This window comes from Pseudomonas sp. H1_G08 (assembly GCF_054681355.1).
Window position 1 is genome coordinate 3,281,846 of sequence record NZ_CP162822.1, and the last position, 19,059, is coordinate 3,300,904.

18 protein-coding genes are annotated in these 19,059 nt (G+C 58.3%); 8 read left to right on the forward strand and 10 right to left on the reverse strand.

Annotated elements, in window-relative coordinates; all coding sequences use genetic code 11:
• Positions 1–7: 7 nt before the first annotated feature.
• From argR to acs, 7 genes are all read right to left on the reverse strand, one after another.
• Positions 8–988, reverse strand: coding sequence for a transcriptional regulator ArgR (argR, locus tag AB4N85_RS14875; protein ID WP_024014018.1), 981 nt, complete (start codon positions 986–988; stop codon positions 8–10).
• 249 nt (positions 989–1,237) lie between these two features.
• Positions 1,238–2,002, reverse strand: a complete 765-nt coding sequence (locus AB4N85_RS14880; protein WP_007912705.1) for an ABC transporter ATP-binding protein — start codon at positions 2,000–2,002, stop codon at positions 1,238–1,240.
• A 27-nt stretch (positions 2,003–2,029) separates the two neighbouring features.
• Positions 2,030–3,142 (reverse strand): succinylglutamate desuccinylase/aspartoacylase family protein, encoded by a 1,113-nt coding sequence (locus AB4N85_RS14885; RefSeq protein ID WP_150743488.1) that lies wholly within the window; start codon positions 3,140–3,142, stop codon positions 2,030–2,032.
• 1 nt (position 3,143) lies between these two features.
• A complete protein-coding gene (locus AB4N85_RS14890; RefSeq protein ID WP_024014019.1) occupies positions 3,144–3,842 on the reverse strand; it encodes an ABC transporter permease in 699 nt (232 codons plus the stop codon).
• On the reverse strand, positions 3,839–4,528 hold the full coding sequence (locus AB4N85_RS14895) for an ABC transporter permease (protein ID WP_016773583.1): 690 nt from the start codon (positions 4,526–4,528) through the stop codon (positions 3,839–3,841). Before AB4N85_RS14895 ends, AB4N85_RS14890 begins: the two co-directional genes overlap by 4 nt.
• Before the next feature lie 91 nt (positions 4,529–4,619).
• On the reverse strand, positions 4,620–5,393 hold the full coding sequence (locus AB4N85_RS14900; RefSeq protein WP_041479236.1) for an ABC transporter substrate-binding protein: 774 nt from the start codon (positions 5,391–5,393) through the stop codon (positions 4,620–4,622).
• 694 nt (positions 5,394–6,087) lie between these two features.
• Positions 6,088–8,043 carry an acetate--CoA ligase gene (gene acs / locus AB4N85_RS14905; RefSeq protein WP_016773581.1) on the reverse strand — a complete coding sequence of 652 codons (1,956 nt, stop codon included), beginning with the start codon at positions 8,041–8,043 and terminating at the stop codon, positions 6,088–6,090.
• 424 nt (positions 8,044–8,467) lie between these two features.
• Between acs and AB4N85_RS14910 the strand changes: the two genes are divergently transcribed.
• The 4 genes from AB4N85_RS14910 to AB4N85_RS14925 all read left to right on the forward strand — a co-directional run bounded on the left by AB4N85_RS14910 (position 8,468) and on the right by AB4N85_RS14925 (position 12,707).
• Complete coding sequence (locus AB4N85_RS14910; RefSeq protein ID WP_007912695.1) at positions 8,468–8,728, forward strand: DUF2790 domain-containing protein; 261 nt, start codon at positions 8,468–8,470, stop codon at positions 8,726–8,728.
• 550 nt (positions 8,729–9,278) lie between these two features.
• Positions 9,279–10,529 carry a ribonucleotide-diphosphate reductase subunit beta gene (locus AB4N85_RS14915; protein ID WP_016773579.1) on the forward strand — a complete coding sequence of 417 codons (1,251 nt, stop codon included), beginning with the start codon at positions 9,279–9,281 and terminating at the stop codon, positions 10,527–10,529.
• A gap of 226 nt (positions 10,530–10,755) precedes the next feature.
• On the forward strand, positions 10,756–11,469 hold the full coding sequence (locus AB4N85_RS14920; RefSeq protein ID WP_150637540.1) for an HNH endonuclease: 714 nt from the start codon (positions 10,756–10,758) through the stop codon (positions 11,467–11,469).
• A gap of 251 nt (positions 11,470–11,720) precedes the next feature.
• Positions 11,721–12,707, forward strand: coding sequence for a hypothetical protein (locus AB4N85_RS14925; protein ID WP_252868124.1), 987 nt, complete (start codon positions 11,721–11,723; stop codon positions 12,705–12,707).
• A 3-nt stretch (positions 12,708–12,710) separates the two neighbouring features.
• Here the strand turns inward: AB4N85_RS14925 and AB4N85_RS14930 are convergent, their stop codons facing one another.
• Together AB4N85_RS14930 and AB4N85_RS14935 are read right to left on the reverse strand one after the other, a co-directional pair.
• Positions 12,711–13,400 (reverse strand): DUF6933 domain-containing protein, encoded by a 690-nt coding sequence (locus tag AB4N85_RS14930; RefSeq protein WP_252868125.1) that lies wholly within the window; start codon positions 13,398–13,400, stop codon positions 12,711–12,713.
• Between the two features lie 76 nt (positions 13,401–13,476).
• Positions 13,477–14,292 carry a sulfite exporter TauE/SafE family protein gene (locus AB4N85_RS14935; RefSeq protein WP_252868126.1) on the reverse strand — a complete coding sequence of 272 codons (816 nt, stop codon included), beginning with the start codon at positions 14,290–14,292 and terminating at the stop codon, positions 13,477–13,479.
• Positions 14,293–14,405: 113 nt separating this feature from the next.
• On the opposite strand from AB4N85_RS14935, the gene AB4N85_RS14940 reads away from it, so the two are divergent.
• Both AB4N85_RS14940 and AB4N85_RS14945 read left to right on the forward strand, forming a co-directional pair.
• Positions 14,406–15,173 carry an AraC family transcriptional regulator gene (locus AB4N85_RS14940; RefSeq protein ID WP_252868127.1) on the forward strand — a complete coding sequence of 256 codons (768 nt, stop codon included), beginning with the start codon at positions 14,406–14,408 and terminating at the stop codon, positions 15,171–15,173.
• A gap of 93 nt (positions 15,174–15,266) precedes the next feature.
• Positions 15,267–15,584 (forward strand): helix-turn-helix domain-containing protein, encoded by a 318-nt coding sequence (locus AB4N85_RS14945; RefSeq protein WP_056788034.1) that lies wholly within the window; start codon positions 15,267–15,269, stop codon positions 15,582–15,584.
• A 37-nt stretch (positions 15,585–15,621) separates the two neighbouring features.
• Here the strand turns inward: AB4N85_RS14945 and AB4N85_RS14950 are convergent, their stop codons facing one another.
• Positions 15,622–16,677, reverse strand: a complete 1,056-nt coding sequence (locus AB4N85_RS14950) for an MBL fold metallo-hydrolase (RefSeq protein WP_252868128.1) — start codon at positions 16,675–16,677, stop codon at positions 15,622–15,624.
• 210 nt (positions 16,678–16,887) lie between these two features.
• Between AB4N85_RS14950 and AB4N85_RS14955 the strand changes: the two genes are divergently transcribed.
• Both AB4N85_RS14955 and AB4N85_RS14960 read left to right on the forward strand, forming a co-directional pair.
• On the forward strand, positions 16,888–17,496 hold the full coding sequence (locus tag AB4N85_RS14955; RefSeq protein WP_252868129.1) for a TetR/AcrR family transcriptional regulator: 609 nt from the start codon (positions 16,888–16,890) through the stop codon (positions 17,494–17,496).
• A 232-nt stretch (positions 17,497–17,728) separates the two neighbouring features.
• On the forward strand, positions 17,729–19,048 hold the full coding sequence (locus AB4N85_RS14960; RefSeq protein WP_252868130.1) for a methyl-accepting chemotaxis protein: 1,320 nt from the start codon (positions 17,729–17,731) through the stop codon (positions 19,046–19,048).
• The last annotated feature ends 11 nt before the right edge of the window (positions 19,049–19,059 follow it).

The following is a 19,059-nucleotide window of genomic DNA, read 5'->3' on the forward strand; positions in this document are numbered from 1 at the left end:
TCCGCGCTCAGCCACGCTCCGGCGGCACTGACGACAATTCGAACGGGCTGCTGCTGCGCCGCTGGTTGCGATCTTCGCGCGGCGTGGCACCGAAGAAGTTGCGATAGGCGCTGGAGAAATGCGGCCCCGAGGAGAAGCCGCACGAGAGGCCGATCTGGATGATCGACTTGCTGGTCTGCATCAACATCTGCCGGGCCTTGTTCAGGCGCAGTTCCAGGTAGTACTGGCTCGGCACGCGGTTGAGGTATTGCTTGAAGATCCGCTCCAGCTGTCGACGGGATACGCACACGTGCTGGGCGATTTCGTCGGTGGTCAGCGGCTCTTCGATGTTGGCTTCCATCAGCAACACCGCTTGGGTGAGCTTCGGATGGCTGGAGCCGAGGCGATTCTGCAACGGGATGCGCTGACGCTCACCGCCCTCGCGGATGCGCTCAACGACCAGTTCTTCCGACACCGCACCGGCCAGTTCCGCGCCGTGATCGCGGGCCAGCACCGCCAGCAGCAGGTCGAGCACCGACATGCCACCGCAGGCGGTCAGACGATCGCGATCCCAGTCGAACAGATGACTGGTGGCGATGACTTTCGGGAAGCGCTCAGCGAAATCGTCCTGCCAGCGCCAGTGCACGGCGGCGCGATAACCGTCGAGCAAACCGAGCTGGGCCAGCGGATAGACACCGGCCGACAGACCACCGATCACGCAACCGGCACGCACCAGTTGCTTGAGCGCACTGCTCAGCGCCGGCGCGAGCGTGGTCGGTGGCTCGTCAGCGAGCAGGAACAGTTTCTGGAAATTCTCGAGCTTGCCGGCCCACGGCTCGCCGGGCAATTGCCAGGCACCTTCGCTCTGCGGCTCGGCCTGCAAGAACGACAGTTCGTAAACCACGTCCGGGTGCACCCGCTGCGCAACACGCAAGGCCTCCTCCGCCAGCGCCAGCGTCAACGCTTTAGTGCTGGGCCAAATCAGGAAACCAATTCGATGGGCAGTCATGGGCGGGCAATCCGAAACGAACAACGGTGATGAAGGCATGGGCCAATGCTAGCCCGGAAATGAACACAAATCCTGAAACCGGTGAAGATCAGAATGTGGGAGCGAGCCTGCTCGCGAAGGCGGTGTACCAGTCAACATAATTGCTGGCTGTTGTACCGCTTTCGCGAGCAGGCTCGCTCCCACAGGGATCTGAGCCAGCCAGAAGATCGCGAAGCATGACCTAATCTGGTGCACAACGGCAGCCCTGATTTATTTCAGGCTGCCCGACAGGAACTGCTGCAAGCGCTCCGACTGCGGGTTGACCAGCACTTCGCGCGGGTTGCCGCTTTCTTCGACGACGCCTTTGTGCAGGAACACCAGCTGGTTCGACACTTCACGGGCGAAGCCCATTTCGTGGGTTACCACGACCATGGTGCGGCCTTCCTGCGCCAGCGCCTGCATGACTTTCAATACGTCGCCCACCAGCTCTGGGTCGAGGGCCGAAGTCGGTTCGTCGAACAGCATCACTTCCGGTTCCATCGCCAGCGCACGGGCGATCGCCACGCGCTGCTGTTCGCCGCCGGACATGTGCCCCGGGAACGCGTCTTTGCGATGGGCCACGCCAACCTTGTTCAGGTAGTACTCGGCTTTTTCGCGCGCTTCGTACTTGGGTACGCCGAGCACGTGCACCGGTGCCTCCATGATGTTTTCAATCGCGGTCATGTGCGACCACAGATTGAAATGCTGGAACACCATCGACAGGCGCGAACGCATGCGTTGCAGCTGTTTTGGATCAGCGGCTTTCAGCGCGCCATCCTTGTTCGCCACCAGTTTCAGCTCTTCGTTGTTGAGCAGGATCTTGCCGGCGTGCGGCTGCTCGAGCAGGTTGATGCAACGCAGGAAAGTACTTTTGCCGGAGCCACTGGAGCCGATGATGCTGATCACATCGCCGGCGGCGGCTTTCAGGGACACGCCCTTGAGCACTTCGTGACTGCCATAGCGTTTATGCAGGTCTTGGACTTCAAGTTTGTACATGCGGTCGGTTCTCACAAAAACAGTCAGTCAGTCGTTGAGCAAGCGCCCGTGACGCAGCGCTTCGCGCCCCGCCACCTTGGCCAGCCAGAAACCGGGTTGGGCATAGCGCAGCCGTTCAATGGCAAACAGCACCCCGGACGTACCAGCACATACCGTGCTGACCCGATCGGACACAGGGTCGATCACTTGAAAAATCTCGTCGCCCGCCTCGACCCATTCGCCAGGCCTGCGGGAAAAACTCACCACACCGGGGTGCGGTGCGAACAACAATTCGGTGCCTTCGAACGGCATGCCTTCGCACGGTTCGAAGGCCGGTTCCGGCCACTCGCCGGTGATCAGACCTTGCTCGGCAAGGAACGCCAGAATGCCTTCAGCATAAGCCTCGGCTTCGACGCGGCCGGTGTCGGCCTGCCCGCCCAGCTCGATCGTCGTCGCCAGACACGCCAGCGGAATCTGCGCCTCGGGGAACTGCCGCGACAGGCGCAGCCATGGCAACGAGCAAGCTTCATCGAACGAGCTGCCGCCGGAATCTTCCGCGAGCAAACCAACCTTGACGTTCAGATGTGCCGACAGCGAACGCCACTGCGGCCAGTGCTGCGGCAGCGCATACATGTGCAGCGCGGCTTCGGCATCGCAGTGCAGGTCCAGCACCACATCGGCGGTGCAGGCGTGGCTGAGCAGCACACGTTGCATGCCTTGCAACTGGCTGCTCGCTTCAGGCAATCCGGCCAGGTGGTCGGCCATTGCCTGACGGATCAGGCGCACGTTGGCATGGGGATCATCACCGAGTTTTTCGCCCAGCGCCGCCGCGACCGGCGCGCTGAGCTCGACGAAATCACGATTGAAATTCTTGCCGCTGCCCGCCTCGAAACGGCCCTGGAAATTGCCTTGCAGCAATTGCCCGAGGCCGATCGGATTGGCCACCGGCACCAGCTCGATCACGCCGTTGAGCAAGCCTTGGGCTTCGAGTTCGCCGAGGCGCTTTTTCAGCTCCCAGGCGGTGCGCATGCCCGGCAGTTCATCGGCGTGCAGGCTGGCCTGGATGTAGGCCTTGCGCTCGCCGCTACCAAAACGAAAAACCGAAACCTTGCGCTCGCTGCCCAGGTGGCTCCACGGCAATAGGTGGTCGATGCGTTGCATATCAGTGCTTCCGTGGCGCGAGGTAGCTCAACCAGCGACGCTCGGCCAGTTTGAAAAGCTTGACCAGAATGAAGGTCAGGCAGAGGTAGAACACGCCGGCAGTGATGTACGCCTCGAACGGCAGGTAGAACTGCGCGTTGACGGTACGTGCCGCGCCAGTGATGTCGATCAGGGTCACGATCGACGCCAGACTGGTGGTCTGCAGCATCATGATCACTTCGTTGCTGTACTGCGGCAGCGCCCGGCGCAGGGCCGACGGCAGCAGGATGCGCTTGTACAGCTTGAAGCGCGACATGCCCATGGCCTTGGCCGCTTCGATCTCACCGTTCGGCGTGGCCTTGAGGCTGCCGGCGATGATTTCCGCGGTGTAGGCGCTGGTGTTGACCGCAAAAGCCAGACAGGCACAGAACGTTGCGCTGGACAGCCACGGCCACAGGAAGCTTTCGCGCACCGCTTCGAACTGGGCCAGACCGTAGTAGATCAGGAACAGCTGCACCAGCATCGGCGTGCCGCGAATCACGTAGGTGTACAGCCACGCGGCGCCATTGACGAACGGGTTTTTCGAGACGCGCATCAGCCCCAGCGGCAACGCCGCGAGCAAACCGAAGAACAGCGACAGCGCGAGCAGTTTGAGGGTGGTCAGCAGGCCGCTGAAGTACAGCGGCAGTGCCTCCCAGATGACGTTGTAGTCGAAGATCATAGATCAGCCGCCCTTACGCCTACCGAGTAGCGCTTCTCAAGGTGACGCAATGCCAGCAACGAAACACTGGTGATCACCAGGTACATTGCCGCCACTGCGAGGAAGAAGGTGAAAGGCTCACGCGTGGCATCCGCCGCCTGCTTGGCCTTGAACATCATGTCTTGCAGACCGACCACGGAGATCAGCGCGGTGGCCTTGGTCAGTACCAGCCAGTTGTTGGTGAAGCCGGGAATCGCCAGACGAATCATCTGCGGCACCATCACCCGGAAGAACACCTGAAAACTGCTCATGCCGTACGCCATGCCCGCTTCGGCCTGGCCCTTGGGGATCGCCATGAACGCACCACGGAAGGTTTCCGAGAGGTACGCACCGAAGATGAAACCGAGGGTACCGATACCGGCGGCCAGCGGGTTCAGGTCGATGTAGTCGTCATAGCCGAGCATCGGTGCGACGCGATTGAGCAAGTCCTGACCGCCGTAGAAGATCAGCAGGATCAGCACCAGATCGGGAATGCCGCGGATCACCGTCGAATACAGATCGCCCAGCCACGCCAGCCAGCGCACCGGCGACAGGCGCAACGCGACACCGATCAGCCCGAGAACGATGGCCAGAGCCATGGACGACAAGGCGAGCTGAAGCGTCAGCCATGCGCCATCGAGGATGACAGCCCCGTAGCCTTTCAACATGATTCAGGTCCTCGAAAGTTGGGATGAAAAAATGGCGCAAACCGCAGAGATTCTGTTGCTTGCGCCATTTCGGACTTGTCGCAGAGACGTGTTACTTGCCGTAGATATCGAAGGCGAAGTACTTGTCCTGGATTGCCTTGTATTTGCCGTTTTCGCGGATGGCCGCGATGGCAGTGTTGATCTTGTCTTTCAGGGCGTCGCCCTTGCGCACCGCGATACCTACGCCGTCGCCGAAGTATTTGACGTCGGTGAAGGCCGGGCCGACGAACGCGAAGCCTTTGCCGGCGTCGGTTTTCAGGAAGCCGTCGTCGAGCAGCGTAGCGTCAGCCACGGTACCGTCGAGGCGACCGGCAGCCACGTCGAGGTAGATTTCGTTCTGCGAGCCGTACGGCTTGATCTCGGCGCCCAATGGAGCCAGAACTTCGCGGGCGAAACGCTCGTGGATCGAGCCACGCTGTACGCCGATGTTCTTGCCCTTCAGTTCAGCCAGACCTTCGCTGACCTGAGTGCCGGCCTTCATGACCAGACGCGCCGGGGTGTTGTAGTACTTGTTGGTGAAGTCGACCGATTTCTTGCGATCTTCGGTGATCGACATCGACGACAGGATCGCGTCGATCTTGCGCACTTTGAGAGCCGGTATCAGGCCGTCGAACTCTTGCTCGACCCACACGCACTTGACCTTCATTTCTTCGCACAGCGCGTTGCCGATGTCGTAGTCGAAACCGACGATGCTGCCGTCCGGTGCTTTCGAAGCGAACGGAGGGTAAGCCGCTTCGATACCGATCTTCAGCGGTTTTTCGTCAGCGAAGGCATTCATCGACAGCACGGACAGTGCCAGGGCGCCAAGCAGCACAAGTTTCTTCATCTTGGGACTCCATCGGTAAAGGGCAAAAACGGCAGAGTGAGCGACAGCCCAATATGCGAATGGGTGAATCGGAAATCGGTTGCGCATCGGCGGAAATTTCCCATTGGAACCGCAGGCGATTTCAACGTCAGCCACGATGAGCGAGTGATCGGCATTCTAACGACAGGCCCGAAGCCGATATTTCTTCAATGCGACAACTAATTACAGATGCACCGAGAAAGCGGTTTGAGCTCATTGACAGCCCTGCAATTTCATGCAAGAGCAAAAGACAGTGAACCGATACATATTGCAAGTTGCGGGCCTATTATTCGTAAACCCTTCTAATCCGGCAAGCGCAGCGTTATGTCTTATTTTTCAGCAGGGCTTTGGAGGCTCTAAAACAGCGCACCGCGTTTCCCTTCGCCCCGGTTTGGCGCGGGCGGTTACACATTGGGTTGTGGCGGGTAACAGCGGGAAAGGTCTGACGGTGCAGATCGATAATTATTGGTTGGGGTGTTGCGGTTTCCTACAGCTGACTACTGCGGTGTCTGACAGATCGCCTTCGCGAGCAGGCTCGCTCCCACATTTGAAATGCGCCCGTTTCCTTGTGGGAGCGAGCCTGCTCGCGAAGAGGCCAGCCCGATCAACACAAATCCACTAGGCACAAAAAAGCCCCATCCGGCATTACCGGACAGGGCTCCTATGCTTCTAACGCTTAAGCAACATTCATGGTCTTGTGCGTATCAATCAAATGCTGCACCACACCCGGATCCGCCAGGGTCGAGATATCGCCCAGCCCGTCGTATTCCGCCGTGGCGATCTTGCGCAGGATGCGGCGCATGATCTTGCCCGAACGGGTCTTCGGCAGCCCCGGTGCCCACTGGATCACGTCCGGCGAAGCGATCGGGCCGATCTCCTTGCGCACCCAGTTCTTCAGCTCAAGGCGCAACTGCTCGGTCGGCTCCTCGCCGTTCTTCAAGGTCACATAGACATAGATGCCCTGCCCCTTGATGTCATGCGGCACACCCACCACCGCAGCTTCGGCAACCTTCGGATGCGCGACCATCGCGCTTTCGATTTCGGCGGTGCCCATGCGGTGGCCGGAGACGTTGAGCACGTCGTCTACGCGCCCGGTGATCCAGTAGTAACCGTCGGCATCGCGACGCGCGCCGTCACCGGTGAAGTACATGCCACGGAAGGTCTTGAAGTAGGTATCGACGAAACGATCATGATCGCCGTACAGCGTACGCGCCTGGCCTGGCCACGAATCGAGAATCACCAGATTGCCTTCAGCCTCGCCCTCAATGATGTTGCCGAGGTTGTCGACCAGCGCCGGCACCACACCGAAGAACGGACGCGCCGCCGAACCCGGCTTCAGCGCGTGAGCACCCGGCAGCGGGCTCATCATGTTGCCGCCGGTTTCGGTCTGCCACCAGGTATCGACGATCGGGCAACGCGACTTGCCGACATTCTTGTAGTACCAGTCCCAGGCTTCCGGGTTGATCGGCTCACCTACCGAACCGAGCAGGCGCAGGCTGCTGCCATCGGCGCCTTCCACGGCAGCCTGACCCGAGGCCATCATCGCGCGGATCGCGGTCGGCGCGGTGTAGAGGATGTTGACCTTGTGCTTGTCGATGATCTTCGCCACCCGGGTGATATCCGGGTAGTTCGGCACACCTTCGAACAGCACGGTGGTCGCGCCGTTGGCCAGCGGGCCGTAGACGATGTAACTGTGACCGGTGACCCAGCCGACGTCGGCGGTGCACCAGTAGATTTCGCCTGGACGGTAGTCGAACACGCGTTCGTGGGTCATCGCCGCATACAGCAGATAACCGCCGGTGGTGTGCTGCACGCCCTTCGGCTTGCCGGTGGAGCCGGAGGTATAAAGGATGAACAGCGCCTCTTCAGCGCCCATCTCTTTCGGCGCGCAAACGGTGCCCGCGACCTTCATCAGGTCTTCGTACCAGATGTCGCGATGCTGGTTCCACTTGATGTCGCCACCGGTGCGCTTGCACACGATGACTTTCTGGATGCTGCTGGTTTCCGGGTTGGTCAGGGCGTCGTCGACGTTGGCCTTGAGGGAAATCTTCTTGCCGGCACGGATGCCTTCGTCAGCGGTGATCACCACTTTAGAACGGCAATCGATGATGCGACCGGCCAGGGCTTCCGGCGAGAAACCGCCGAACACCACCGAGTGAATCGCGCCGATCCGGGTGCAGGCCAGCATGGCGACCACGGCTTCGGGAATCATCGGCATGTAAATGGTCACCACGTCGCCACGGTGCACGTCCTGACCACGCAGGGCGTTGGCCAGTTTGCACACTTGCTCATGCAGTTCGCGGTAGGTGATGTTTCGGCTCTCGGAAGGATCGTCGCCTTCCCAGATGATCGCGACTTGATCGCCGCGCTCGGCCAAATGGCGGTCGAGGCAGTTGTAGGAAACGTTCAGGGTGCCGTCGGCAAACCACTTGATGTCGACATGGTGATCGTCGAACGAGGTCTGTTTCACCGTGGTGAAAGGTTTGATCCAGTCGAGACGCTTGGCTTGCTCGCGCCAGAAGCCGTCAGGGTTGACGACCGACTGCTGGTACATGGCTTTGTAGGTCGCCTCGTCAGTCAGCGTGTTTGCCAGAACCTCGGGACGAACGGGATACAGAGAAGCCGCACTCATCTTTCCTACCTCGGTGTAATAGTTGTTTTTGTATGACCCTGTTGTAGCCGGGTGGGGGCCATAGAACCATTCGACGATGGTAGTAACAAGCCCCTACAAAATGTCCGCATTCCATGTGGGAGCTGGCTTGCCAGCGATGCAGTCAACGCAGTCCTTCAGGCAAACCCCATCCGGCCAGACACCAAGACCTCAATCGATTGTTACCAAATCTATCAAAAGTGTTTATCAAAACCGCCCCTGTTTACCTGCATCCCACCGCCCTAAAATTCACCTCGCCAACAAGGCAACCGCGATTAACAACGTTACAGCCCCCACGAAAGGCCGTTAATCCAGCGCTCCAAGTAACGCATCAACTACTCAAGCTCCACACGCAACCCTAAAAAGGTTGCGTGACCCCACTCGACCTCAAAAAGGTGAATTAGAAATGAAAGCTTTATTGGTTCTGGCCCTCAGCAGTCTGTGCGCAACCGCCATGGCAGACGAGGTCCCGACTGATGTCGCACAGCAACAACCGGTAATCGAGGAATACACTTACTCCACACATCTGGACATCGCCAAAGTTGTATCGATGAGCGAAGTGCCAAATGTCTGCGAAGTAGTACCGGCAAAAATGGAATACGACGACTCCAAAGGCCAACGCCACATCCTGCGCTACAGCATCATGGGCAACGGCTGCACGAACTGAATCAGACTGCACCGAATCGGATCGCTCAACGCCACATTGAGGGTCGATTCCAGCCCGGCTTCGGTCGGGCTCAGTTGTGTCTGGAGCCGCGAAAAAGGCTTGCAAAACACTAGATATAGTGAAAAACCCACTTTTCTGGCTATTTTTTAAACAAAAAACCACCTGCCAAAAAATTAACGAAAAAAAATCTGCTCGGGCCGATTCCGCGCAAAGCCCTGTAATCCCTCGGTCGGACCGAAATCCACCCCCTCCTCGGCCGCGCCATGAGCCGATTCGCCGCACCACGCCGGTAAAAATTTCCCTATAATGCCGCCCCATACGGGTCAGCAATATTCCCTTACAGGGAGCAAAAGCCATTCTGAAGCCCCGCAACAGTGCCCGACGCTGATTGCGCCCATCAGAGGCTCTCGGAACCCGTCAAAATTTCTGTTTATTTGCCTGCGTGCAGCGCTGCAAAAAACGACATCCAACGCGGCTTGTTTGGCCGTGTGAAAAACCAACCCTTCAGGTTTCACACGGGCACAAGCCCTCACGCAGGAGACGACACGTCATGCTGAGCTGGGACGAATTCGATAAAGAAGACAGTGAAGTCGCAACCGTGAAAGGCGCCAACGCCGGCCACGCAAGCGAAGCCAACATGGACCGCCTCGACAACGCCGGCGGCGCCGCAGCGCTGGAAGCCCGCGCCGTCACCGCCGACGACTCGGCCGCCGTGGCCCGCGCCAAGGCTGCACTGAACTCCCTCGACGTCGCCGAAGGCCTCGCCGAACTCGAAGGCGCCTCCGCCCGTGTCGCCGTTGACGAAAAGCGCATGATCAACTGCCGCGCTGACCTCAACCAACTCGTGCCATTCAAGTACGACTGGGCCTGGCAGAAGTACCTGGACGGTTGCGCAAACCACTGGATGCCGCAAGAAGTCAACATGACCGCCGACATCGCCCTCTGGAAAAACCCGGAAGGCCTGACCGACGACGAGCGCCGCATCGTGATGCGCAACCTCGGCTTCTTCTCCACCGCCGACTCCCTGGTTGCCAACAACCTGGTCCTGGCCGTGTACCGCCTGATCACCAACCCGGAATGCCGCCAGTACATCCTGCGCCAGGCTTTCGAAGAAGCGATCCACACCCACGCCTACCAGTACTGCATCGAATCGCTGGCCATGGATGAAGGCGAAATCTTCAACATGTACCACGAGATCCCATCGGTCGCGAAGAAAGCAGCCTGGGGCCTGAAGTACACCCGCTCGATCTCCGATCCGAAGTTCGAAACCGGCACCCCGGAAACCGACAAAGAGTTGCTGCGCAACCTGATCGCCTACTACTGCGTTCTGGAAGGCATCTTCTTCTACTGCGGCTTCACCCAGATCCTCTCCATGGGCCGCCGCAACAAAATGACCGGCGTCGCCGAGCAGTTCCAATACATCCTGCGCGACGAATCCATGCACCTGAACTTCGGCATCGACGTGATCAACCAGATCAAAATCGAAAACCCGCATTTGTGGGATGCTGAGATGAAGGAAGAAGCGACCCAGATGATTCTGCAGGGTACCCAGCTGGAGATCGAATACGCACGCGACACCATGCCTCGCGGCGTACTGGGCATGAACGCGGCGATGATGGAGGATTATCTGAAGTTCATCGCTAACCGTCGTTTGTCGCAGATTGGTTTGAAAGAGGAATATCCAGGGACGACTAACCCGTTCCCTTGGATGAGCGAGATTATGGACTTGAAGAAAGAGAAGAATTTCTTTGAGACTCGCGTGATCGAATACCAAACTGGTGGTGCTCTGAGCTGGGACTAATAGTCTCGCTTGGCGCGATTTGACGATTGCTGCCTGAGTCGGCGAGTCGAGAAAGCAAAAAGCCCCGATTTTATCGGGGCTTTTTTATGAGCGATAAGCGGTAATTAGGTTAACGATGCATTGGTAGGATTTGGCAGGATCAGTCGCTTTTCCCTGTAGGAAATTTCCTAGACAGCAGTGATGGCCACTCAGTATCGTCCGAGGGTTTTCAACCCTCGGCGATTTTATGGACACGGAAAAAAGTAATAGCGATTGGAGTGAGGTCGAGATTCAGGCGGCAGTCGATGCCTATCTGAAGATGCTTGTACGCGAGCAGAGCGGCCAGAAATTCGTCAAGACTGAGGAGAATCGCATCCTGCGCGAAGGCCCGTTAGCCGGTCGGACTAAAGGCTCTGTCGAGTTCCGGATGCAGAACATTTCTACCGTGTTGGTCGAGATGGATAGAAAGCGTATTGAAGGCTATAAACCTGCCAAGAATGTTGGCGCGAATGTAGCGAGCAGCATCCGTAAGGCACTTGATGCTTCTACCGTTCTGACACTTGAAGATTCCAATCCAACGGCGGACGAAGCATTGCTCGAGCAACGCGCGGCTAAATTTGAGCAAAAGCAATTTGATTACGTCCCCAAAGGGATAAAAACACCAATCCAAACGACTTCCACTAGAAAGGTTTACTTTCGCGATCCTGAATTGAGGGGCTGGGTTCGTCAGCAAGCCAATGGAAAGTGCGAGGGTTGTGGCAAAGCAGCGCCATTTGAAAAAAATGGGAAACCGTTTTTAGAAGTGCATCACGTTAAGCACATGTCGCAAAAGGGTTCGGACCTTGAGACGAATGTTGTGGCGTTGTGTCCCAACTGTCACCAACGTTGCCATCATTCGGACGACAGAGAGGCTTTCACTGCTTGGCTGTATGACAACGTTGGAAGACTCGAAAAGGAATAATTGCAGTTTGTCTGGCTAACCTCATTTGCTGGATTTGGGGCAGCTTCGCTGCCCAACGGGGATAAATCCCCTCACCACGATTGAAATGTGTTGCTGCCGGCCGGGAGTCGGGATTGGGTATTGAGTTGATGCCGAAAATCGCCAGCAGGCTACCTCCCACAAATCCCGCATCATCCTGAAAACAATCAGTGCAACCCGCGCCGCCTCCCGCTATTAATACCCCTCCCCCACTCAAGGATCCGAGCCCCACCATGAAATTCGATCTCGCCTATTGCCTCAGCCTCGACGACAAGTTGTCGATCTATGACGTTCGCGATCTCAATTTCGATGAGACGGTGGCCTTCGACTCCGCGAAGGAACACTTCCAGTGCCCCAACGATGCGTGTCGTTCGGCGTTCGAGGCGTCCAACGAGTTGGGCACGTTCAACGCGAAGAATGTGAATTACGTGCGCACGCCGCACTTCAAGAATCTGCCCACGACGCAGCATGTGGCGGGTTGTCCGTATGTGAGTTTGAAGGCGTCGGCGTCTGGCGTTGAGACGGCGGATGGCGAGGTGGATGACGGGCGTGAGGAACACTTCCCATCGGAGTTGTTACTGACCCGGCGTGAGTATGTGCGCAAGCCTGTCGCGCCAGCGGGGGCGGCGGATGTGTTGCGGGATGATCCGGTTCGGGTGGCGGCGGACAGTGGTAAAGAGTCGGCGGGTCGTGAGTCGGCGCCGGATAAGACCAGTGTGTTTGCGCATCCGGTGGAGTGTTTTGTTTCGAACTTCGCCGACAAGGAGTTGCTCAAGCGCATGCCGTTGAAGATTGGTGAGCATACGGCGCCGTACAGTTCGTTCTTCAAGAAGATCGAGTATCTGACGGACAACAAGGGGCTGATTTACTGGGGGCGGATCAAGAAGATCGAGGACTTCCACAGTGCCAGTTTTCGTATCGATTTCGAGGACAAGGTCTGGTTCAAGAAACCCGAAGACAGCAAGAAGAAGCCGTATCCGGTCAGCGTTTATCTGAACAAGAAGCTGATCGACAACTACCGCAAGCGCAAGGCGTTTCTGGAAGAGATCAAGCACGCTGTGGATAGCGACAAGGCGTTGTTCTGTTTCTTCTATGGCGTAACGCCGGAGCTGAAGCAGGTGCCCGGCAAGAAGAACCCCGAAAAACCTTTCGAGGTCTTCAATGCCAATATCGAGAACCTGGATCACTTCATTATTCGTGAAGCGCCGGGGTTGGAGTGAAGCTCAGTTGATGCGTGCCCTTTCTTCAAACGCTCGAATCTCCCGCTCCGCCTCCCTGCGTCGCTCAACTGCAGCCTGAACGCCCAGATCTTCCACTCCGCAATACTGGCGCAGCCAATGAGCGAGCATTTCTTCATCAGGGCGAAAGTAATCTTTTCGGTCCTTGGTGTTTCGAATTTGCGAATTCATCCGCGCATCTAAACCGATAGCTGCACGTTCGCCTTGGGGCAAACAGCCCCACTCTGCCGCGCAATCCTCGAAAAACCAGGCGATTTGTTCGATGTGCTTTTGCGCGCTGCGATGGCCACGGCGATAAAAACGATACTCGCGACTCAGCTCGAGACGATCGGTCATTGTCCCCGCATCAACCCATTGCATGAGGTCATGATTGATCGCATCGCGGATCAGACCTTCGCGCCAACGCTCGTTAAACCACGCTACAAACCCTTCGGCGTCGGCCTTTTTGGCATCAGCCAGGATCACGCAATAGCGGGTTTTGATGTGCAGGACCAACAACACATGTTTGCGCTGCACAGTGATCGCATGAACCAACCACTGTTCGTCCGCGCCGTTCAGCTCATCATCCTCAATAACTGATGACGGCGGTTTGGTGTCCACCGGCGTGATCGTTTGGCCTTTATGAACACGGCTGAAGAACTTGCTGGCGGCTTCGGTGCAATTGAAGATCAACATCCTGGTTCTCTGCTGAAGACTGGAGGCAACGCTCTGCCGCTGATTCTGATTTCTTTCGCCTGCGCCAATCAACGATTCATTTGAGCGAAATGCTCAGCAGCACCACGATCAGCAAACCAATATAGATCCAGGCATGCACCCGATCCGGTATCCGCCCAATCCATCGCGAGGCCAATCTAATCCCCAGCAACGAGCCAACCGTCAGCAGCGCAAACGCCAGCACATCGACATACCCGATATACCAAACGCCCAAATCAGACTCAGTGAAACCGGCCAGCGCCATGTACGTCAACGTCCCGGCCAACGCTACCGGCACGCTGAGCGGATTGGCCATGGAGGTCGCTTGCGACATGCTCAGCCCGCAGCGGCGCAGCAGCGGAACGGTCATGACGCTTCCTCCTACACCTAGGAAGGTCGCGATGGCGCCGATGCCTACACCGCCGGCGGATGTTTCTGTTGAGGTCAGTCGCCGTGGGAATGTGGTTTGGGACTGTGTGAGAAATCCTCGGCGCAGCAGGCAATCGACGATGGTCACGCCTAGATAGGCGATGAAGGCGTAGCGGATGACTTGGCCGTTGACCCACATCGCAGCGATGGCGCCGACGATCGCGCCCACGCCGATAAACCCGCCCAATGGCCAGAGGTAGTCCCGGAGCAGATTGCCCGCGCGTTGGTGTTTGCGTGTGGCGATCAGGGCGTTGACGATCATCACGCAGGTCGAGGTGGCCACGGCGATGTGCATGGCCGATTGCGCGATGGGGTCGTCGGCTGCGTGGCTGGCGGTGAGCATGCGATAGAGCAGCGGCACGATGACGAAGCCGCCGCCGAAACCGAAGAGCACGGCGCTGATGCCGGTGAGGCAACCGAACAGCGTAAGCAGGAGGTAGAACATGGTGGGCGTCCAGGACCGGGGGAGCCCAGGACATTAGAGCGTGATGCACTGGCCGGCTTCAGTAGTTGGGCCAATAATGTTCGCGTTTACGCCAATCGCTGGAACACGCCTGAATGCGCAATATTTCGATCAATCAGCTCGATGACACGCCTCGCCCGGTCGTGGCCATCGGTACCGATTATCCCCACGGCCACCTACTCCCGTTTCATACGCATCGCCGTGGGCAATTGCTCTACGGCGCCACCGGCGTGATGCAGGTCAGCACTCAGAACGGTAATTGGCTGGTGCCGCCGCAACGCGCGGTGTGGATTCCGCCGGGCGTGGCCCACGAGGTATTGATGCTCGGGGTGAGCACGCGCAGTGTATATATCGAGCCGGGAAACGTGGAATTGGGGCCGGACTGCCAAGTGCTCAATGTGTCGCCGCTGCTGCGGCATTTGCTGATGGAAGCGGTGGACGTGCCACTGATGTACGACCAGGCCGGACGCGACGGTGTGCTGATCAACTTGCTGTTGCATGAACTGACACGCTGCGCGCCCCTTGCCCTACACATTCCCATGCCCGCCGAAGGAAAGCTCCTCAGTCTGTGTCAGACCTTTCTGAACATGCCCAATACCCATCAATCCCCGCAGGATTGGGCCGATCAGTTACACATAAGCTTGCGTACCTTTAACAGATTGTTTCGGCAGCAGACCGGGCTCAGCTTTCGTCAGTGGCGCCAGCAGGCGTGCGTCGTGCAGGCGTTGGCACGGTTGGCGGCGGGGGAAGCGGTGACGCGGATTGCCCTGGACTTCGGCTACGAGAGCCCGGCGGCGTTTTCGACGATGTTTCGGCGTGTGCTGGGACAGGCACCGTCCGTCTGGTTGGAGCCGACGAACTAGGCAAATTTGAAAAATGCGTTTGATCCCGGCCGAAAACAACTGTACAAAAACACAGTACATTTTCAATCAGCACTTTTGAGCCCGGAGCACACCATGGCCTCTCTTGCGATGAACCACGTCCTCGAACGCATTGCCCTTTTCCAGTTCACCCCGACCCACTGCGTCCAGGCCCGCGCCATGCTGGGCTGGAGCGTTGAACAACTGTCGCGCGAGGCCGAGGTGGCGGTGGCAGATATCCAGCGGTTCGAAGCGCAGCAGGACGTAGCGGACGCCGCGAGACTGGCACTGGCTTATCGGTTTGAAGCGCAGGGGTTGGTGTTCTTTCCGGGGTTCGCACCGGGGCGCAGTGTCAGGGCGCAGGGTATGGCAGGGGAATCGGTGGGGCGTGGGGATTTTGCGATGGCTGATTAAGCTGGCGAGGGGGACGCCCCTCACCAACTGAACGGATTCATGCGTTCTGTACCACCGCATCACTCTCCTCTTCAACCGCCATCCACCACGCACTCCCCCGTTGTGGATGCGCAAGGTTGAATGCCTCCCCCATCCGCGGTGTGGTAATCGCAATACTGCGTTCCCATGCAAGCGCAAGGATGCGGTCAAAAGGTTCGTGCCAGGCGTGCATGGCCAGGTCGAAGGTGCCGTTGTGGATCGGGAAGAGCCAGCGGCCCTTGAGGTCGATGTGGGCTTGCAGGGTTTCTTCCGGTTGCATGTGCACGTGGGGCCATTCGACGTTGTAGGCGCCGGTTTCCATCAGGGTCAGGTCGAACGGGCCGTATTGTTCGCCGATGCGTTTGAAGCCGTCGAAGTAACCGCTGTCGCCGCTGAAAAAGATTCGTGTGTCGGCATCGATCATCACCCACGACGCCCACAGCGTGCTGTTGCCGTCGAACAGGCCACGGCCGGAGAAGTGCTGCGATGGGGTTGCGATGAAGCGGACACCGGCGATTTCGGTGCCCTGCCACCAGTCGTACTGGCGCACCTTGCTGGCGTCGATGCCCCATTTGATCAGGGTGTCGCCCACGCCCAGCGGAGTCAGGAAGTAAGTGGTTTTGGCGGCGAGTTTGAGTACCGCTTCGTAGTCGAGATGGTCGTAATGGTTGTGCGAGAGGATCACCGCTTCGATCGGTGGCAGTTCGTCGATGCTGATCGGTGGCTGATGAAAACGTTTCGGACCCGCCCATTGCACCGGCGAGGCGCGCTCGGCGAAGACCGGGTCGGTGATCCAGAATTTGTCGCGCATCTTAAGCAACAGCGTCGAGTGCCCCAAGCGGTAAACGCTGTGATTGGGCGCTGCGAGCAGATCTTCACGGGTCAGCGGCTGCACAGGAATGGCGGCGGTCGGACGGGTGTTGCGCGGTTTGTGGAAAATCATGCTCCACATGATCCGCAGCATTTTGCGTAGCCCTTCGCGCTGCACCGGCGCATGATTGCGAAACAGCCCTTGATCCTGCCGCGAGGCTTCAGGTGTGGGAGTGTTATCCGGGAGAGAGACTGGATTGGCCATGACTGAACGACTCCGAAAAACCGTGTGCTGCACGGTATTCCACGGGAAATGAAAATGGCCAAGCTGCACGCTAGGGCCAAACGCTCTGGTTTGTAAGGTGCGAGGATTAACGCAACATTACACTGAGCGGTGTAGTTTCTAGGTTGCATCAAAGCCGACGCCAAGTAAACTGCCGAGTGTAATTTCATTCCTCTCTGCCGAAGCCCGCTCATGACCGCTCCACAACGCCTCACTGACCGCAAACGCGAAGCCATCATCCAGGCGGCGATCGCCGAATTCCGTGCCCACGGTTTCGAAATCACCAGCATGGACAAGATCGCCGCTACGGCCGGCGTGTCGAAGCGTACGGTGTACAACCACTTCCCCAGCAAGGAAGAGCTGTTCGCCGAGATCCTGAATCAGTTGTGGGCGCGGATCATCGCCGAGCCATCGGTGCGCTACGACCGCGAGCAACCGCTGCATGAGCAGCTGCGCCTGATGCTGCGAGAAAAAGTGCAGATGATGGCTGACGAGAATTTTCTCACCCTCGCCCGGGTGGCGATTGCCGCAACCATTCATTCCCCTGAACGTGCGCAGAATATGATCGAGCGCATGGGCGAGCGCGAGGAAGGCCTGACCGTCTGGATACGCGCGGCGCAAGCCGACGGACGGCTCAAACCGGTGGATCCGGAATTTGCCGCGCATCAAGTACAAGGTTTGCTCAAGGCATTCGCGTTCTGGCCGCAGATCTCGCTGGGTCGCGCGGCCCTTGATCCAGACGCGCAGAATGCAGTTGCCGAGTCGGCGCTGGAGATGTTCCTGGCACTGTATCAGCGGTGAATCACCGGCTCGTCGAGCCGTGTACAACTAATTTCGTAAAAAGTTATACAACCTCGCGAAAAATTCCTTTCTTGTACAACTTTATTAAGTTTTGTATAAGTAGCCATCTGCCAGTAACGGAACGTTGGCATTGAGCAGTCACCACCGAATGCCGCCTGTGCATTTCGGTTTGCCGGCGCAGGAATAGGGACTGAATCCTTTTGATTTTCCCCACTTCCCGAGTATCGCAAGCATGTTTTTCAATCGCCAGAAAGCCGCCCTCGCTGAACTGCAACACACCGTTTTTGACCAAGCTGCGATGCTCGAAGCGATCAACCGTTCGATGGCGGTGATCGAGTTCGATCTTGATGGCGTGGTGTTGCGTGCCAATGACAATTTCCTCAAGACCATGGGTTACACGGCTGCCCAGGCGATTGGCCAGCCGCACCGGCATTTCTGCACACCTGAGTTCGGTCGCAGTGCCCAATACACTGAGCTGTGGTCGCGCCTGAAAAACGGTCAGTTCCAGTCCGGCACCTTTGAACGGGTCGACAGCAAGGGCCAGCCGATCTGGCTGGAGGCCAGTTACAACCCGATCAAGGATGCGTCGGGACGGGTGATCAAAGTGGTCAAGTACGCGATGGATGTCACCGCCAAGGTGCAGCAGGAGAACGAGGCCAACGCCAAGCTGCAGGCGATCGATCGCGCGATGGCGGTGATCGAGTTCGATCTCGACGGCAATATTCTTACCGCCAACCAGAATTTTCTCACGCGCATGGGTTACAGCCTCGCAGAGCTCAAGGGCCAGCATCACCGCCTGTTCTGCACGCCGGCGCTGGTCAACAGCGGCGCCTATCAGGATTTCTGGCGCCGCCTGAATCAGGGCGAGTTCTTCCGCGGGCAGTTCGAGCGCGTGGATAAGCGCGGTCAGATCGTCTGGCTGGAGGCCAATTACAACCCGGTGTACGACGCTTCGGGGCGCTTGTACAAAGTCGTGAAGTTCGCGTCTGACGTCACCGCCCGTGTCGAGCAGCACGAGCAGGACGCGCGCAGTGCCAGCACCGCTTACCACATCTCGGTAGCAACGCGAAAAGTCGCCGAGCAAGGCACGCAAGTGATTCAGCAGGCTGCCAGCGAAATGCGCGAAATCGCCGAGGACATCAGCCAATCTTCGACGTTGATTGCACAACTGGGCGACCGCTCCGAGCAGATCACCGCCATCGTCAACACCATCCGCGCGATCGCCGATCAGACTAATCTGCTCGCCCTCAACGCGGCCATCGAGGCGGCACGCGCCGGTGAACAGGGTCGCGGCTTTGCCGTGGTCGCCGATGAAGTGCGGCAACTGGCAGCGCGCACCAGCGGCTCTACTGCCGAGATCTCGAACATGATCAGTCTGATCCAGAGTGAAACGCGGCAAGCGATCAAAAGCATGCAAGGCACCCGCGACCGCGCCGCAGAAGGCGTGGAATTGGCCAATCAGGCCGGCACGGTGATTCTGCAGATTCGCGACGGAGCCAGTGAGGCGGTGGATGCGGTGAGCATGTTTGCCAATGAGCGGGTGCCGAATTGAGGTTTGTGCAG

Excerpts from the sequence above, each read along its gene's own strand:
- argR (WP_024014018.1), bottom strand. The coding sequence starts at position 988 with ATGACTGCCCATCGAATTGGTTTCCTGATTTGGCCCAGCACTAAAGCG.
- AB4N85_RS14880 (WP_007912705.1), bottom strand. The coding sequence starts at position 2,002 with ATGTACAAACTTGAAGTCCAAGACCTGCATAAACGCTATGGCAGTCAC.
- AB4N85_RS14885 (WP_150743488.1), bottom strand. The coding sequence starts at position 3,142 with ATGCAACGCATCGACCACCTATTGCCGTGGAGCCACCTGGGCAGCGAG.
- AB4N85_RS14890 (WP_024014019.1), bottom strand. The coding sequence starts at position 3,842 with ATGATCTTCGACTACAACGTCATCTGGGAGGCACTGCCGCTGTACTTC.
- AB4N85_RS14895 (WP_016773583.1), bottom strand. The coding sequence starts at position 4,528 with ATGTTGAAAGGCTACGGGGCTGTCATCCTCGATGGCGCATGGCTGACG.
- AB4N85_RS14900 (WP_041479236.1), bottom strand. The coding sequence starts at position 5,393 with ATGAAGAAACTTGTGCTGCTTGGCGCCCTGGCACTGTCCGTGCTGTCG.
- acs (WP_016773581.1), bottom strand. The coding sequence starts at position 8,043 with ATGAGTGCGGCTTCTCTGTATCCCGTTCGTCCCGAGGTTCTGGCAAAC.
- AB4N85_RS14910 (WP_007912695.1), top strand. The coding sequence starts at position 8,468 with ATGAAAGCTTTATTGGTTCTGGCCCTCAGCAGTCTGTGCGCAACCGCC.
- AB4N85_RS14915 (WP_016773579.1), top strand. The coding sequence starts at position 9,279 with ATGCTGAGCTGGGACGAATTCGATAAAGAAGACAGTGAAGTCGCAACC.
- AB4N85_RS14920 (WP_150637540.1), top strand. The coding sequence starts at position 10,756 with ATGGACACGGAAAAAAGTAATAGCGATTGGAGTGAGGTCGAGATTCAG.
- AB4N85_RS14925 (WP_252868124.1), top strand. The coding sequence starts at position 11,721 with ATGAAATTCGATCTCGCCTATTGCCTCAGCCTCGACGACAAGTTGTCG.
- AB4N85_RS14930 (WP_252868125.1), bottom strand. The coding sequence starts at position 13,400 with ATGTTGATCTTCAATTGCACCGAAGCCGCCAGCAAGTTCTTCAGCCGT.
- AB4N85_RS14935 (WP_252868126.1), bottom strand. The coding sequence starts at position 14,292 with ATGTTCTACCTCCTGCTTACGCTGTTCGGTTGCCTCACCGGCATCAGC.
- AB4N85_RS14940 (WP_252868127.1), top strand. The coding sequence starts at position 14,406 with ATGCGCAATATTTCGATCAATCAGCTCGATGACACGCCTCGCCCGGTC.
- AB4N85_RS14945 (WP_056788034.1), top strand. The coding sequence starts at position 15,267 with ATGGCCTCTCTTGCGATGAACCACGTCCTCGAACGCATTGCCCTTTTC.
- AB4N85_RS14950 (WP_252868128.1), bottom strand. The coding sequence starts at position 16,677 with ATGGCCAATCCAGTCTCTCTCCCGGATAACACTCCCACACCTGAAGCC.
- AB4N85_RS14955 (WP_252868129.1), top strand. The coding sequence starts at position 16,888 with ATGACCGCTCCACAACGCCTCACTGACCGCAAACGCGAAGCCATCATC.
- AB4N85_RS14960 (WP_252868130.1), top strand. The coding sequence starts at position 17,729 with ATGTTTTTCAATCGCCAGAAAGCCGCCCTCGCTGAACTGCAACACACC.